The 15,102-nt window shown below is 33.4% G+C and carries 14 protein-coding genes and 1 riboswitch; of the genes, 13 read left to right on the top strand and 1 reads right to left on the bottom strand.

Annotated elements, in window-relative coordinates; genetic code table 11:
• Window positions 1-142: 142 nt before the first annotated feature.
• From AC1VAQ_RS14565 to AC1VAQ_RS14515, 11 genes are all read left to right on the top strand, one after another.
• Entirely contained in the window at window positions 143-1,342 is a 1,200-nt protein-coding gene (locus AC1VAQ_RS14565) for a 5'-3' exonuclease (protein ID WP_302597582.1), read from the top strand.
• 152 nt (window positions 1,343-1,494) lie between these two features.
• A riboswitch (purine riboswitch) is annotated at window positions 1,495-1,596 on the top strand.
• Window positions 1,597-1,674: 78 nt separating this feature from the next.
• Window positions 1,675-2,982 carry a uracil-xanthine permease family protein gene (locus AC1VAQ_RS14560; RefSeq protein WP_302597581.1) on the top strand — a complete coding sequence of 436 codons (1,308 nt, stop codon included), beginning with the start codon at window positions 1,675-1,677 and terminating at the stop codon, window positions 2,980-2,982.
• Window positions 2,983-3,028: 46 nt separating this feature from the next.
• Entirely contained in the window at window positions 3,029-3,604 is a 576-nt protein-coding gene (locus AC1VAQ_RS14555) for a xanthine phosphoribosyltransferase (RefSeq protein WP_302597579.1), read from the top strand.
• A 198-nt stretch (window positions 3,605-3,802) separates the two neighbouring features.
• Window positions 3,803-4,387 (top strand): P-loop nucleotide/nucleoside kinase family protein, encoded by a 585-nt coding sequence (locus AC1VAQ_RS14550; RefSeq protein ID WP_302597577.1) that lies wholly within the window; start codon window positions 3,803-3,805, stop codon window positions 4,385-4,387.
• Between the two features lie 25 nt (window positions 4,388-4,412).
• Complete coding sequence (locus AC1VAQ_RS14545) at window positions 4,413-5,291, top strand: aldose 1-epimerase family protein (protein ID WP_302597575.1); 879 nt, start codon at window positions 4,413-4,415, stop codon at window positions 5,289-5,291.
• A gap of 53 nt (window positions 5,292-5,344) precedes the next feature.
• Window positions 5,345-6,298: an alpha/beta hydrolase fold domain-containing protein gene (locus AC1VAQ_RS14540; RefSeq protein WP_303244055.1), complete on the top strand. Its 954-nt coding sequence runs from the start codon at window positions 5,345-5,347 to the stop codon at window positions 6,296-6,298.
• A 75-nt stretch (window positions 6,299-6,373) separates the two neighbouring features.
• Window positions 6,374-7,678 carry a hypothetical protein gene (locus AC1VAQ_RS14535; protein ID WP_302597572.1) on the top strand — a complete coding sequence of 435 codons (1,305 nt, stop codon included), beginning with the start codon at window positions 6,374-6,376 and terminating at the stop codon, window positions 7,676-7,678.
• Window positions 7,662-8,333: a DUF6320 domain-containing protein gene (locus AC1VAQ_RS14530; RefSeq protein WP_302597571.1), complete on the top strand. Its 672-nt coding sequence runs from the start codon at window positions 7,662-7,664 to the stop codon at window positions 8,331-8,333. The genes AC1VAQ_RS14535 and AC1VAQ_RS14530 overlap by 17 nt, the downstream gene beginning before the upstream one ends.
• A 31-nt stretch (window positions 8,334-8,364) precedes the next feature.
• Window positions 8,365-9,261 carry a radical SAM protein gene (locus AC1VAQ_RS14525; protein WP_302597592.1) on the top strand — a complete coding sequence of 299 codons (897 nt, stop codon included), beginning with the start codon at window positions 8,365-8,367 and terminating at the stop codon, window positions 9,259-9,261.
• Between the two features lie 159 nt (window positions 9,262-9,420).
• Window positions 9,421-10,134 carry a thioesterase II family protein gene (locus tag AC1VAQ_RS14520; RefSeq protein WP_302597570.1) on the top strand — a complete coding sequence of 238 codons (714 nt, stop codon included), beginning with the start codon at window positions 9,421-9,423 and terminating at the stop codon, window positions 10,132-10,134.
• Between the two features lie 52 nt (window positions 10,135-10,186).
• The gene (locus tag AC1VAQ_RS14515) at window positions 10,187-10,600 is read left to right on the top strand and encodes a hypothetical protein (RefSeq protein WP_303244054.1); all 414 of its coding nucleotides are present in this window, start codon (window positions 10,187-10,189) and stop codon (window positions 10,598-10,600) included.
• A 55-nt stretch (window positions 10,601-10,655) separates the two neighbouring features.
• On the opposite strand, the gene AC1VAQ_RS14510 is transcribed toward AC1VAQ_RS14515, so the two are convergent.
• Complete coding sequence (locus tag AC1VAQ_RS14510; RefSeq protein WP_302597567.1) at window positions 10,656-11,438, bottom strand: delta-lactam-biosynthetic de-N-acetylase; 783 nt, start codon at window positions 11,436-11,438, stop codon at window positions 10,656-10,658.
• A gap of 219 nt (window positions 11,439-11,657) precedes the next feature.
• Between AC1VAQ_RS14510 and AC1VAQ_RS14505 the strand changes: the two genes are divergently transcribed.
• Both AC1VAQ_RS14505 and clpB read left to right on the top strand, forming a co-directional pair.
• Window positions 11,658-12,308 carry a ribbon-helix-helix domain-containing protein gene (locus AC1VAQ_RS14505; RefSeq protein ID WP_302597565.1) on the top strand — a complete coding sequence of 217 codons (651 nt, stop codon included), beginning with the start codon at window positions 11,658-11,660 and terminating at the stop codon, window positions 12,306-12,308.
• A 60-nt stretch (window positions 12,309-12,368) separates the two neighbouring features.
• Window positions 12,369-14,978: an ATP-dependent chaperone ClpB gene (gene clpB, locus AC1VAQ_RS14500; protein ID WP_302597564.1), complete on the top strand. Its 2,610-nt coding sequence runs from the start codon at window positions 12,369-12,371 to the stop codon at window positions 14,976-14,978.
• Window positions 14,979-15,102 lie beyond the last annotated feature (124 nt).

Raw genomic sequence — 15,102 nt, 5'->3', positions numbered from 1 at the left:
TGTAAAGAAAACTTAATACTAAAGATTGAAAGTAGTACTATAGTTAAATGCAGTTAAAAATGCAGTCAAAAAATCGATTAGTAGACAACAAAGTATAATAAGACGTATAATAAGACTATATTCTACACAGTGAGGTTTTAACATGAGTCGAAAGTTATTATTAATAGATGGTAGTAGTTTGCTAAGCACCCATTACCATGGCAACTTGCCAAGACAACTTCAAGGTGTGTCAGATATGGCTAAACGTGAAGCATTATTTCCGAAAATTTTACATACTTCAGATGGAGTATACACAAATGCCATGTTTGGGATGCTAAAGGCAGTTTTAAAGATTATAAGAGAGCAACAGCCGTCTCATATTGCAGTAGCATGGGATGTGAGTCGTAATACATTTAGACGCCAGATTGCTAGTGATTATAAGGGGACACGTAAAGAAACTGATCCACCACTTAAAGAGCAATTTAAAAATATGCAAGATTTGTTAAGTGCTATTGGGATTAAACAACTTATGAGTGATCCCAATGCATCTATTTCAGAAGTTTTTGAAGCAGATGATTATTTAGGCTCTATGGCTGCTAAGTTTGAAGAAGAAATACCAGTATATCTTTTAACAAAGGATAACGATTACTTACAGCTTGTTTCCAATCATACAAGACTTTGGCTTGTAACATCTAAAAGCAAAGAGCTTGTACAGCGCTTTTATCCTGATTGCGCGGGAGTGTTACCAGAGGGGGTGGTAGAGCTTACACCACCTTTAGTGGAACTTTATCAGGGTGTTACACCGGAGCAATGCTTAGATCTTAAAGCACTTTGTGGTGACGCAAGTGACAATATTAGTGGGGTAAAAGGAGTAGGTGAAAAGTCGGCGGTACCACTTATACGTGAGTATAAAACAATTGAAAATCTTTATGCGCATATTGAGGGGCTAACAGCAGAAGAAGAAAAGTTTTTAAAAGAGTTTTGGAAGGTAGACTTAGGCATTGCGCGTTCTCCACTTAAGTTCTTGCTTCAACAGGAAAGTGAAGATAAAAAGTCTGGTAAGGCATCAGCCTTTGAAAGTAAAGCATTAGGGCGCATCAAGAGAGATATTCCATTAGATTATACATTAGATGATTTTAAAACGCATATTGATGAGGAAGCTCTAAGAGTTCAATGTAAGCGTTATGAATTTAACAGTTTATTAGTGCAAGATGAAGAAGAAAAAAGTGTAAAGAAAACAGTTAAAGAAATGAAGTTTTCTGAACCAGAATTAGAGTTTATTGCAGCTGTTAAAAAAACTCAGGAAGTGAAGCAAAATACCGAAGAAAGCATTAATAAAAATGAACAGATGAGTTTGTTTTAAAAATAATTTGAGAGGGTTAGATTAGTTCCATAAATATGTAGGATTAGACAGAATGTATAAAAAAATACATAATTCAATATAATTCTACATATGTATACATAAAAATGAAATATTATAGTAGACAAAACGACATTTTTATATTAAGATAAGTAACATAATTTAAAAGCAGACATCGTATAGCGTTGAAGATATGGTTCGACAGTTTCTACCAAATCACCTTAAAGGATTTGACTACGATATGATTTTTTTAAGAAGGCTTGGCCTTCTCATATCTACAGGGACACTTTATACTGTCATGCTATCAGAGAGGTATAAGAAAGAGGTAGCGTAAAATGCAGGCAGAAGTTACAAATGTTTATGAATTAAATGGAAGAGTACCATTAGGACAAGCAATTCCTTTTGGACTTCAACATGTCTTGGCCATGTTTGTGGCAAATATTACACCTATTATTATAGTAGCGGGGGCATCTGGACTTTCAAGTGCTCAGAGTGCTATGCTGATTCAATGTGCTATGTTAGTTGCAGGAATTGGTACAATTATACAACTATATCCTGTTTGGAAAATTGGATCAAAAATGCCAATAGTTATGGGGATTAGTTTTACATTCGTTTCTATATTATGTTTTATTGGAAGTACATATGGTTATAATGCTGTGATAGGAGCAGTATTAATTGGTGGTCTTATTGAGGGCGTTCTTGGTTTATTCGCTAAGTATTGGCGTAAGCTCATTTCACCAATTGTAGCAGCTAGTGTTGTAACAGCTATTGGATTTTCACTTTTAAATGTAGGTGCTTATTCATTTGGCGGCGGAAATGGTAGTGCAGACTTTGGTTCAGCTTCAAATCTGATTTTAGGAAGTATTACCTTATTAAGTTGTTTATTATTTACTATTTTTGCAAAGAAACATTATAAGCAGTTAGCTGTTTTATTTGGACTTATTGTAGGTTATATAGTCGCAATACTGATGGGTAAAGTAGATTTTAGCAATGTAGCAAGTAGTAATTTTATTGCATTACCACAGTTTTTACCATTTAAACCAGAGTTTAATTTAAATGCAATTGTTTCAGTTGTGCTGATTTTTTTAGTATCTGCAACAGAAACGATTGGTGATACATCAGCTCTTGCAGCAACAGGATTAGACCGAGAAGCAACTGAAGAAGAGATTAGTGGTTCAATCGCATGTGATGGTTTCATTAGTTCAATTTCAGCGTTATTTGGTTGTATGCCGATTACATCATTTAGCCAAAATGTAGGCCTCGTAGCAATGACAAAAGTTGTGAATCGCTTTGCGATTCTAATGGGTGCCTTAATTATGATTATGGCAGGATTGTTTCCTATATTTGGTAATATTCTTTCAACACTTCCAGAACCAGTACTTGGTGGTTGTACACTGATTATGTTTGGTTCAATTGTTGTAAGTGGTATTCATATGATGGCGGAATGCGGTTACAATCAAAGAAATATGCTCATAGCAGCATTATCATTAAGTGTAGGAATTGGATTTACACAAGTGCCAGATATCTTCCTAATCTTCCCTGAGGTGATAAAGAATGTATTTGCTGAAAACTGTGTAGCGGTAGTATTTCTTACAGCAGTTATTTTAAATTTAGTTTTACCAAAAAGTATGGAAACTGAATAGTTGATGAAATAAATAATAGATTATATAAAAAGCATAGGGGGCTCTTATGAAAGTTTTAAAAGAACGTATTGTAAAAGATGGAAAAATTAGAGAAGGGAATGTGCTTAAGGTAGATTCTTTCTTAAATCATCAATTAGATATTAACTTATTTGAGCAAATTGGTGAAGAGTTTAAAAGAAGATTTGCAGGTGAAAAGGTTACAAAAATCTTAACAATCGAAGCTTCTGGTATTGCTATTGCTTGTATTGCAGCAAGACACTTTAATGTACCTGTTGTATTTGCTAAAAAGACACAAACTAAAAATATTGCTGGCGATGTTTACACAAGCAAAGTAGAATCTTTTACACATGGAAAAGTATATGATATTATTGTATCAAAAGAGTTTCTAAAACCAGAAGACCACATTTTGATTATTGATGATTTTTTAGCAAATGGTAAAGCACTTCTTGGACTTAGTCAGCTTGTAAAAGATGCTGGTGCCACATTAGTAGGTGCTGGAATTGTCATTGAAAAAGGCTTCCAAGTAGGTGGGGAAATGATTCGTGAAAGTGGTGTACGATTAGAATCCTTAGCAATCATTGATGAAATGAGCGTAGAGGGCGGCGTTGTATTTCGTGATTAATAGATTATAGTCAAAGAACACAAAAGTAAAAGGAATTTACTTTGTGTTCTTTTTGTTTTTCCATGTTCTAAATAGTTGTATTTAACGATAGACTTTGGTAAAGAATATAATTGAAAAAAGATAAAAAAGATACTACAATAAAGAGGTAATGTTTAATAAAAATTTAACAATCATTCATTGAGAAAAGGGGTATATGAAATGAAAAGCTTAATCTTAGTCACATCCCCACCAGCTTGTGGGAAAACATTTATTTCAAAGGAACTTGCTAAAGCATTAAAGCATGTAGTGTACTTAGATAAAGATACACTCATTGTGCTTTCTAAACAGATTTTTAAAGTGGCAGGGGAACCCTATAATCGTAGTTCGCAGTTTTTTGAAGAGAATATCAGAGATTATGAATATATGGCTACAGTAGATTTAGCATTAGAAGCCCTTGAATATGAAGATAAAGTACTCATCAATGCACCTTTTACTAGGGAGATTAGAAATCCGGAATATATGCAAAACTTAAAAGAAAAAGTAAGAGAAAAAGGTGCAAAGTTAGTTATCATATGGGTAGAGACTTCACCTGAGATTTGCAAGCAACGTATGATTGAAAGAGCGAGTGACAGAGATAGCTGGAAAATTGAACATTGGGACGAATACATTAGTGGGGTGAATTTTGAAATCCCAGAATTATTAGGGGACTCACAAAATAGTGATGGCTTACTTACTTTTAAGAATTCTTCTGATGAAGAGTTTACAACTTCTATGGAAATTATGTTAAAAGTATTAGGGGAATAAATACATAGAGATAAAGGGGAAAATAATGATATATGAATTAAAAAATGAATTTTTAAAAGTAAAAATTAATAAATTGGGTGCGGAATTAAGTTCAATTATTAATCTTGAGAATAACCTGGAATACTTATGGCAAGCGGACCCTACCTATTGGAAGCGACATGCACCTGTTTTATTCCCGTTTGTAGGAAGCCTTAAAAATAAAGAATATATTTACGAAGGAAAAACGTATGCTATGGGGCAACATGGATTTGCAAGAGACTTAAACTTTGAAAAAAAGTTACAAACTTATAATAGTCTTTGGCAAGTTTTAACTGCCAATGAGGTAACTAATAAGTGCTATCCTTTTGCGTTTAAGTTAGAGATTGGTTATATATTAGAGGGAAAGACAATAGAGGTGGTTTGGGAAATAACGAATTTAGATAACAAGATAATGCATTATAGTATTGGTGCACATCCAGCGTTTAACTGTCCGCTTCGCCGTGATGAGCTGCAAACAGATTATTATATTGGTTTTGAAACAGATAAGGGTTTTATTGACTACAGACTTCTTAATGAAGCAGGCTTATTAACAAATGAAAGCCATATATTATCTTTAGAAAATGGCTATTATAAGATGACACCTACGCTATTTGATAAAGATGCATTAGTTATTGAAAATTATCAGGCACAAAAGGTTTGGTTAGCTGATAAAGATAAAAAGCCTTATGTAACAGTAAGTTTTGATGCACCACTTTTTGGTATATGGTCCCCAGCACAAAAATCAGCACCATTTATTTGTATTGAACCTTGGTATGGACGTTGTGATCGTACAGATTTTAATGGCACATTAGAAGAACGTGAGTGGGGAAATAAACTGTTACCAGGTGAATGTCAACGAATATGTTATCAAATAATTATTCATTAAATTAGGTTTAACAAAGTAAAGGGCACCTTTGTTATAAAGAAAGGAAACATAATATGCATCATAAACAACTTGGTCAACTACGTAAAAATAAAGAGGGTATTAAAGCGTATCAAAATCCTAGCGTACAAAGTCGTATTATCGAAAAAGGAATGGCGTTATTTAAACATCATAAAAGCCATGCAGCAGAAGTTGCTGCATTGAAGAATATGGAAGAAAATGAAGATACGTATGAAATTCCTAACTTTTTGCAAGAAAAATATAATATTACGAAAACCGTCTATGCGGATATGCCTGTTTATTTTTTAAAAACAGAAGATAAAATGCCCCTTAAGCATATATTATATTTGCATGGAGGGGCATATATTCATCCGCCGAATTTGTTTCACTGGCGCTTTGTACATCAACTAACAGAAGAAATGCCTCTTTCTGTTACAGTACCTATTTATCCTAAAGCACCTCGCTATACTTATGCACAGTCTTATGCGAAGGTACTTTTAGTATATCGTAAGCTTATTAGTGATGTAGGAGCTGAAAATGTTATTCTTATGGGAGATTCCGCAGGTGGTGGATTTGCTTTGGGGCTAGCACAATGTTTATTAGAAAAAGGTTTGCCACAGCCGGAGCAGATTATCCTTATGTCACCTTGGTTAGATTTAACCTTATCTAATCCGGAAATCAAACAGTATGTAAGTTTAGATCCAATGTTAAGTGTAGCTGCTTTAAGAGCAGATGGAGAAAGTTATGCTGGTGGAATGGATTTAGGATACTATATGTTAAGTCCTATTAATGGAGAACTTAAGGGGCTTGCCCCGCTTACATTATTTGTGGGAACACATGAAATATTTTTACCAGATGTGAGAAAACTTAAAGTGCTTCTAGAGGAGATTGGTGTAAAAATTAACTATTTTGAATATCCTTATATGAATCATATTTTTACAACCTATCCTATTCCAGAAGCTAAGCAAGCTATTATGCAAATCATAGAAATTATTCAGCACCAATACTAGAATAAGAAGGGTAAAAAAAGCTAATATATGGTATACTTAAATAGGTTAGTATACTTAAAGAAACGAGGAATAAAGGTGACAACAAGCAATGAACAACTTGGATGGAAAAGATTAGATAATACAGCAAAGTTATTCCCAGTCATTGCAAATGAAAACTTAAGTAATGTATTTCGGGTATCCGTAACGCTCAAAGAAAAAGTCCTACCTGAAATTTTAAGGCAAGCTTTAGAAGAAGTATTACCATGGTTTGAGGGATTTCGTGTAAGACTTAGAAGGGGTGTGTTTTGGTATTATTTTGAAATGAATACACGCCAGCCTATGATTGAAGAAGAAAGTACGTATCCTTGTCAATATATAGATCCGCGAAGTCATCAAATGTTTTTATTTCGTGTAAGTTATTATGAAAAACGTATTAATTTAGAGGTTTTTCATGCCATTACAGATGGTATGGGGGCAATGAATTTCTTAAAAGAATTAACATATCATTATTTAAAATTAAAAAAGGCACAGCAAGATGAAGGCGTGAAATCTGAGAAAATTAATTTTAAAAAACCAAGCCGTGCATGCTATTTAGATACAGAAGATAGTTATATTAAAAATTATAAGTCACTAGAAGTAAAAGGATATAGTAAGCAAAAAGCTTATCAGCTTCAAGGCGAACTATTAGAGTTTGAAAGAATAAGTGTTATTCATGGTTACATTAACATTGAAGATTTAAAAAAACTTTGTAAGGCACAAGGTGTAAGCGTTACTAAATATTTAACGGCATTAATTATTTGGGGAATTTATAAAGAATATTTAAATGGACAAGCATCCCAAAATCCTATTGCGATTAATATACCTATTAATCTGAGAAAATTTTTTGAATCTACAACGACAAGGAATTTTTTTGCAGTATCAATGATTGAATTTTTGCCAGTTAAGGCATCTTATACATTTGAAGAGGTCCTGCAAATTGTAAGTTCACAAATGGATGAAAAAATTACAAAGGAAAAACTTGAAAAAACAATTTCCTATAATGTATCAAATGAGAAGAAATTCTACTTGCGCTTTGCACCGCTTCCCTTTAAATATTTAGCACTTAAATATGTTTTTAGTCAAAGCAACAAGGCTACGACTACGACACTTTCAAATTTAGGTGCTATTGATGTATTACCTGAGTTTAAAGAAGAGATTGAACGTTTTCATTTCATTATAGGTGTTTCTAAGAAGCAGAAGATGAAATGTAGCGTGTGTAGTTATGGTAGTGAGCTTGTTTTAAGTTTTGCAACTGTTTTAAAAGAACCTTATTTACAACGTAGTGTATTTCGTCAGCTTACACAGGAAGGTGTACGAGTAAAAATAGAAAGTAATGGTGTTTTAAATGAGAAGATGTCCTAAATGTCAAGTTGAAATATTAGATGATACTTATATTTGTCCACTTTGTTTACATGTACTAGAAGAAAATAAAGATGAAGTAGGCACAAAAATGTATCCTACAGTGCAATTTAATGTAGAACGTTATCATATGTTAAAACGTATTTTTAGCTTTATACTTGTTGTAGTTGTAGCACTTTTTAGTATAGGAAATTACTTGCTGTATAATAATCTAGTAGGATATATCATCGTGATTGCAAGTGCATTTTATTTTGCAATCACTGTAAGATATTCGGTGCTACATAGAGCAAATTTGGCAGCTAAAATATTGGTGCAAACTATAGGGGCAATGGTATTAATTGTACTGATTGATTATGCCATAGGCTATACGGGATGGTCAGTTAATTACGTTTTACCATGTATTTGTCTCATTGCCAATTTAGCTATTATGCTGTTAATGATTGTGAATCGAATGAACTGGCAAGAGTATATTATGTATCAACTTTCTATGTCTGTTTTAAGTCTAGGTCAGATTATACTTATTATATGTAAGGTTGTTGAATGGCCATTATTAGCAACAGTTAGTGTTATTATTTCAGCTCTTATTTTATTGGGAACAATTCTTTTTGGTGATAAACGTGTAGAAAATGAATTTATACGTCGTTTTCATACTAAGTAGTTTATAATGGAGGCAAGAGATTTTGTTAGATATGCAAAAGTTAGAAGAATGTAAATTATGCCCAAGAAATTGCAAAGTAAATCGTAGGGATGGGCAAAGGGGGTATTGCAGGGTAGATGCTCAGCTTATCGTAGCAAGAGCTGGGCTGCATTTTTGGGAAGAACCTTGTTTATCAGGTACCTCGGGGTCAGGGACAGTGTTTTTCTCGGGATGCAGTATGGGGTGCGTTTTTTGTCAGAACCAATGTATTGCATCAGGTAAGGTGGGCAAAGTGATTACAGTGAATAGACTAGCAGAGATTTTTTTAGAGCTTCAAGATAAAGGTGCTTTAAATATTAATTTGGTCACACCGAGTCACTACATACTCCATATCAAAGAAGCATTAGAAATAGCAAAGGCAAAAGGTTTACATCTACCTATTGTATATAACACAAGTGGCTATGAAAAAGTAGAGAGTCTGCAGCTGTTAGATGGACTAATTGATATTTATTTACCAGATTTTAAATACAAGTCTTCATTATTAGCAAAGAAATATTCAAATGCACCAAGTTATTTTGAAGTAACAAGCAAGGCACTTGAAGAAATGGTACGTCAGGTAGGGCTACCTAGCTTTAATGAAGAGGGTATAATGCAAAAAGGTGTTATTGTACGCCATCTTATGTTACCAGGGTATTTACAAGATTCTAAAAATATTATACGCTACTTATATGAGACGTATGGCGATAAAATTTATATTAGTATGATGAATCAGTATACGCCTTTAGCACAGGTTAATGCTTATCCAGAACTTAATCGTAAGGTAGCTAAAATAGCTTATAGAAAGCTTGTAAATTATGCGATTAAATTAGGAATTGAGAATGGCTTTATTCAAGAAGGAGAGACTGCGCTTGAAAGTTTTATTCCTAAATTTAATAATGAGGGTGTTTAAGGTTTAAAAATCTCTTATGGTCTTTAATGGCTATAAGAGATTTTTGCTTTTTCTATAGGAGATTTGTCTAAGATGTACTTGCGGTTACTTAAAAGATTATGATATCATAAAACAAAAAATATTTTTTAAAATTTTGAAATAAATTTTGGAGGAATTATAATGAAACTTATCGCTTTACCCTTTGCGGGTGGAATGGGAAATGAGTTCAAATCTTGGAAAGCATTAATAGGAGATCGTTTAGAACTAATCACTGTTCAATATCCAGGAAGAGGTCAGCGTAGTGAAGAACCATGTGCCACAACTTTTAATGTGCTTCTAGAAGATATTTATAAGCAGGTGATTTTAAATATAAAGGATGGACAAGAATATATGTTATTTGGGCATAGTATGGGGTGTATTTTTACATATGAATTGTATTTTAAGCTCAAGGAAAATGGCTATAAACTACCATGCCATGTATTTTTTTCAGGTAATCGTACCCCTAAGGAGTGCCTTAAAGATAGTAAGATGTCAGAACTAGAAGAAGCAAAGTTTAGGGATTATTTTGTGCAACTTGGTGGCATTAGTACCAGTGTTTTAGAAGATGAAAAAATGAGTTATCATTTATTTAAGAGATTGCGTAAGGATGTACGTGCTTTGGAAAGTTATATTTATACCTCTAAAGATATGATGATTGACTGTGAAGTTTCCATTTTAAATGGAACACAAGATCATTTTGTAAGTGATGTATCCAGCTGGGAAGCATTACTTGGAAAGAAGTGTCATTATAAGCATTATGAAGGTGGACACTTCTTTGTGTTTAATCAAAAGGTATCTGTTACAGCATATATTATGGCTGTGGCTGAACAACTTGAGATATGCAGTGTTGTTTAAAAGTATAAATAAGGGTATAATAAGCCCAAAAGTATAATTTAGGAGGCAAAGTGTGGAAGTATTATTAACGTTACAAAATGACATCATCGCACTTAAAAATAAAAAGATAGGTGATTTAGAAGTCGAAAAGGAGTTTTGTAACATACTTATTCAAACGGCTGAAGAAGTTATTGCTACAATGAACAAGATAATAGCAGTACGAAAGACTATGACCTTCCATAAGCCATTAGATGGACTTTTAGAAGAAGCAATAGAATACATTGAAGAAATGCATGAAAATTATGTGTATGTTATAGAGGCAGCTTATAAAAGTATTCGGTTAAAACGACTTTTTGAAGCATTAGATGAAGCTTTGGGTGGCATTGATGATTTTATAGAGAGTGTTAATGAATTATTTGAAGACCAAGGTTTTAACTTCAGTTATATTGAAAGTTGGGATGTTGGATTTTTTGTTGAGAATATGTAATTCATATGAAGTAAAGGGTGTAACTTATGTGTGAGATAAGTTACACTCTTTTGTTTTATTCAGGAAGAAGTTCAAAAGTATAGCCCATACTTTTGGCAGTATTAATAAAGTCAGGAAGGACGGTAGTATTTGTTTTTGAAACAGCATGTAATAAATAAATAGCACCGTTATGAAGATTATCAATCATGAGTTGTTTGGCCTTTATTGGATCGGGTTGTGCTTCGGGCTTCCAATCGCCATAAGCAAAACTCCAAAAGACAGTTTTATAGCCTAGTGCTTTTGTCATAGCAAGGGAGCGTTCAGAATAATGCCCCATAGGCGGTCTGAAAAAATGAGGCATAGCTGCACCTGTTATAGCAGTATATGCATCACTTACGGTTGTGAATTCTGCATTAAATTGTTCAGGGTTTCCGGTTAAAGTAGGCATGGACTTATGATGGTTGGAATGATTACAAACAAGATGTCCTTCTTCTTGCATGCGTTTTATTAAATCCGGATTTTGATTTAAATAAGGTAGTGTTACAAAAAACATAGCTTTCGTATCAGTGGCTTTTAAAGCATCTAATATTTTAGGTGTATAGCCATTTTCATAGCCTTCATCAAATGTAAGATAGATAACAGGCCTTGAAGTATCACCTAAGCAAATTGCATCATAATCTGAGAGTTTAAAACTTAGTTTATCATTAAATCCGGGTGTTTGATGATTTTTTCCCCTTACAAGCCACCAATCGATTTTGGTATTACTTAAATTTGAATTTGCAAGAAGCGTTGGTGCATAGTAAGAAGTTAAACATATAAATGTACCTAATAGTATCAAGTAAAAAAACTTTTTAAACATTATACTCATCCTTTGTATTGATTTTATTTTTAGTGTTACCTTTTTTTTAGAAAATATGAGAATCAGAAAATCCTTAGTAACTTTAAGTATGAATAAAATAACTAGCAAGAGAAATAATAAAATGTAAGTATGATATAATAATTTGTAAAAAAGATTATATAACAACGTTGACAAATTATTAAAATAGGAATACAATAATTTTAGAAAAGAGGTGAAGAGATGAAGAAAAGTGTTTACAGTTTAGTTCTGATGGATGAAGTGGTAGATGCCATTGATAAACTGGCGTATTCGATGGGAACAAGTCGTTCGCAACTTATTAATGAAATACTTGCTGAGAAGGTAGCAATGCGTACACCACAGCAACGTTTGCAGCAGCTTTTTGAAGAAATTTCAACATATTTAATGCCACATGAACAATTTCAGATTCAAAATCAAGCAGCAGAGCATATGTATAGCATAAAAAGTGCATTACGTTACAAATATAATCCAACGATTCGTTATAGCTTCTATATTAATCAGCAGCAAGGGAAACTTATAGGACAACTTCGAATTGTGTCACGTACACAAAGTCCAGTTCTTTCGGGGTATCTTAAGACATTCTTTAATTTTTGGGCAGCATTAGAAAATGGCACACATCCAGTTTCTTGGTCTCAAGAAGAAGGTGTAAAGTGGTTACGCACTTTAAATCTTGAAAGCTTTATGACACCTCAAAATTATCCATATTTAGCAGGTTACTTATCTGATTATATAAAGCTTTTAGATCAAGGCTTGCGTATTTTCTTTACACAAATTGAAAAAGGTATTGAATCACCAGAAGAAATCGTTAATTTATATGAAAGTTATTGTAAATCCCTTAAAATACTCATTTAGATTTTAAGTTAAAAAATAATAAGCGAAAAATAGAGTAATAAATAAAAGGAGGCATACATTATGAATACACAAAAATTTACAAAACGTTCTATTGAAGCAATTAGCCGTGCACAACAAATCGGCGTAGAACATCAAAATAATCAAATTGAACAAGCGCATCTTTTATATGCCCTTCTAACACAAGAACAGGGACTTATCCCTCAACTTATGACTAAGATGAATGTTAGCTTAGAGGCAATGTTACAATCTGTAGCAGATGTTGTAAGTAGACTTCCAAGAGTAAGCGGACCTGGGCGTGAGATAGATAAGATATATGTTTCAAATAGCGTAGATGTTGCTTTAAACTATAGTGAAAAGCTTGCAGATAAAATGCAAGATGAATATATATCTGTAGAGCATATCATGCTTGCCCTTATTGAAAAGGCGGATTCGCAGTTAGATAGTATCTTTAAGGCCTATCATATTACAACTAAGGGATTTAAAGAGGTTTTAGGTGCAGTAAGAGGAAGTAGTCGTGTAACAAGTGAAGAGCCAGAAGGTACTTATGATGTGCTTAATAAATATGGATATGATCTTGTAGAACGTGCAAGAGCGCATAAGTTAGATCCTGTTATTGGGCGTGATAGTGAAATACGTAATGTGATTCGTATTCTTTCTCGTAAAACTAAAAATAATCCTGTATTAATTGGTGAGCCAGGGGTTGGTAAAACTGCTATTGCTGAAGGTCTTGCTGAACGTATTGTAAAAGGTGATGTTCCAGAAAGCTTAAAAGATCGCCGTATTTTTTCACTAGACATGGGAGCGCTTATAGCAGGGGCTAAATATCGTGGTGAATTTGAAGAACGTCTTAAAGCAGTCCTTCAGGAAATTAAAAAGAGTGAAGGCAAAATTATACTTTTTATTGATGAGCTTCATACTATTGTAGGTGCAGGTAAAACAGAGGGTTCTATGGATGCAGGTAACCTTTTAAAGCCAATGCTTGCAAGAGGTGAGCTTCACTGTATCGGTGCAACTACACTTAACGAATACCGTCAATATATCGAAAAAGATGCAGCACTTGAAAGACGTTTCCAACCCGTTATGGTAGATGAACCTACTGTGGAAGATACTATTTCTATTTTAAGAGGTATTAAAGAACGTTACGAAATTTATCATGGGGTACAAATACAAGATAATGCCCTTATTGCAGCAGCAACTCTTTCAGACCGTTATATTTCAGACCGATTCCTACCAGATAAAGCGATTGACCTTGTGGATGAAGCCTGTGCAATGCTCCGTACAGAAATTGATTCTATGCCTACAGAATTAGATGAAATTGCACGTAAAGAATTACAACTTGAAATTGCGGAGGCAGCACTAAAAAAAGAAGATGACCCAATTTCTAAACAAAACTTAGCTGAAACACAAAAAGAACTGGCTGAAATTCGTGAGAAATTTAGAAGTATGAAAGCACAGTGGGAAAATGAAAAACAGATGATTACTAATGTGCGTGCATTAAAAGAACAAATTGAAACAGCAACAGCAAATATGCAAAAGGCAGAAAGAGAATATGATTATAATAAAGCTGCTGAACTTAAATATGGTACAATTCCATCACTAAAAAAACAATTAGAAGAAGCAGAGGCAAAAGTACATGCTAATGGCGATGACAAATTACTTCGTGATAAGGTAAATGAAGAAGAAATTGCAAAGATTATTGCAAGATGGACTCAGATTCCTATTACAAAATTAATGGAAAGTGAACGTACAAAATTACTTCATCTTGATGATATTTTGCATAAACGTGTGATTGGTCAAAATGAAGCAGTGGAAAAGGTAACAGATGCAATCCTCCGTTCAAGAGCTGGTATTAAGGATCCTAGAAGGCCAATTGGTTCATTCCTATTCCTAGGGCCTACAGGTGTAGGTAAAACAGAGCTGGCTAAAGCACTTTCAGAAGCATTATTTGATGATGAACACAGTATGATTCGTATTGATATGAGTGAATATATGGAGAAACATTCTGTGGCAAGACTCATTGGCGCACCTCCAGGATATGTAGGCTATGATGAAGGTGGACAATTAACAGAAGCCGTAAGACGTAAACCTTATGCAGTTATTCTATTTGATGAAGTTGAAAAAGCACATCCAGATGTGTTTAATGTATTACTTCAAGTATTAGATGATGGACGTATTACAGATTCTAAAGGACGTACAGTAGACTTTAAAAACACAATTATTATTTTAACTTCTAATATTGGTTCACAAATGATATTAGAGGGAATTGATGAAAAGGGTAACATTAGTGCAGAAGCAGAAGAAAATGTTAATAATTTATTAAAAACACACTTTAGACCAGAATTTTTAAACCGATTAGATGAAATTGTACTTTATAAACCACTTCATCAAACTGAAATTATACAGATTGTAGACTTACTTGCAAAAGATCTTAACAAACGTCTTAAAGATCAAGAGCTTTCTGTAAGGCTTACGGATGCTGCAAAACATTATATTGCAAAGCAAGGGTTTGATCCTGTATTTGGTGCAAGACCACTTAAACGATTCTTACAACGTAAAGTAGAGACATTAATTGCACGTAAGTTGATTGCAGAAGAAGTTCAGCCATTTTCAACATTTGTTGTAGATTACAATGGCGAAGAACTTGTTGTTTCGCTTGAGTCGGCAGCATAAAAGATACGACAGAACAAAAACAACCACCTTATAAATTGAAAATGGCAATAAAATACAAAAATTAAACTTAAAAAAAGAAGAGAAATAAAAATTTCTCTTCTTTTTTTAAAACAAAATAAATATA

The sequence above is a fragment of the Cellulosilyticum sp. genome (assembly GCF_982396655.1).
This window is presented reverse-complemented; position numbering and strand designations above follow the sequence as displayed.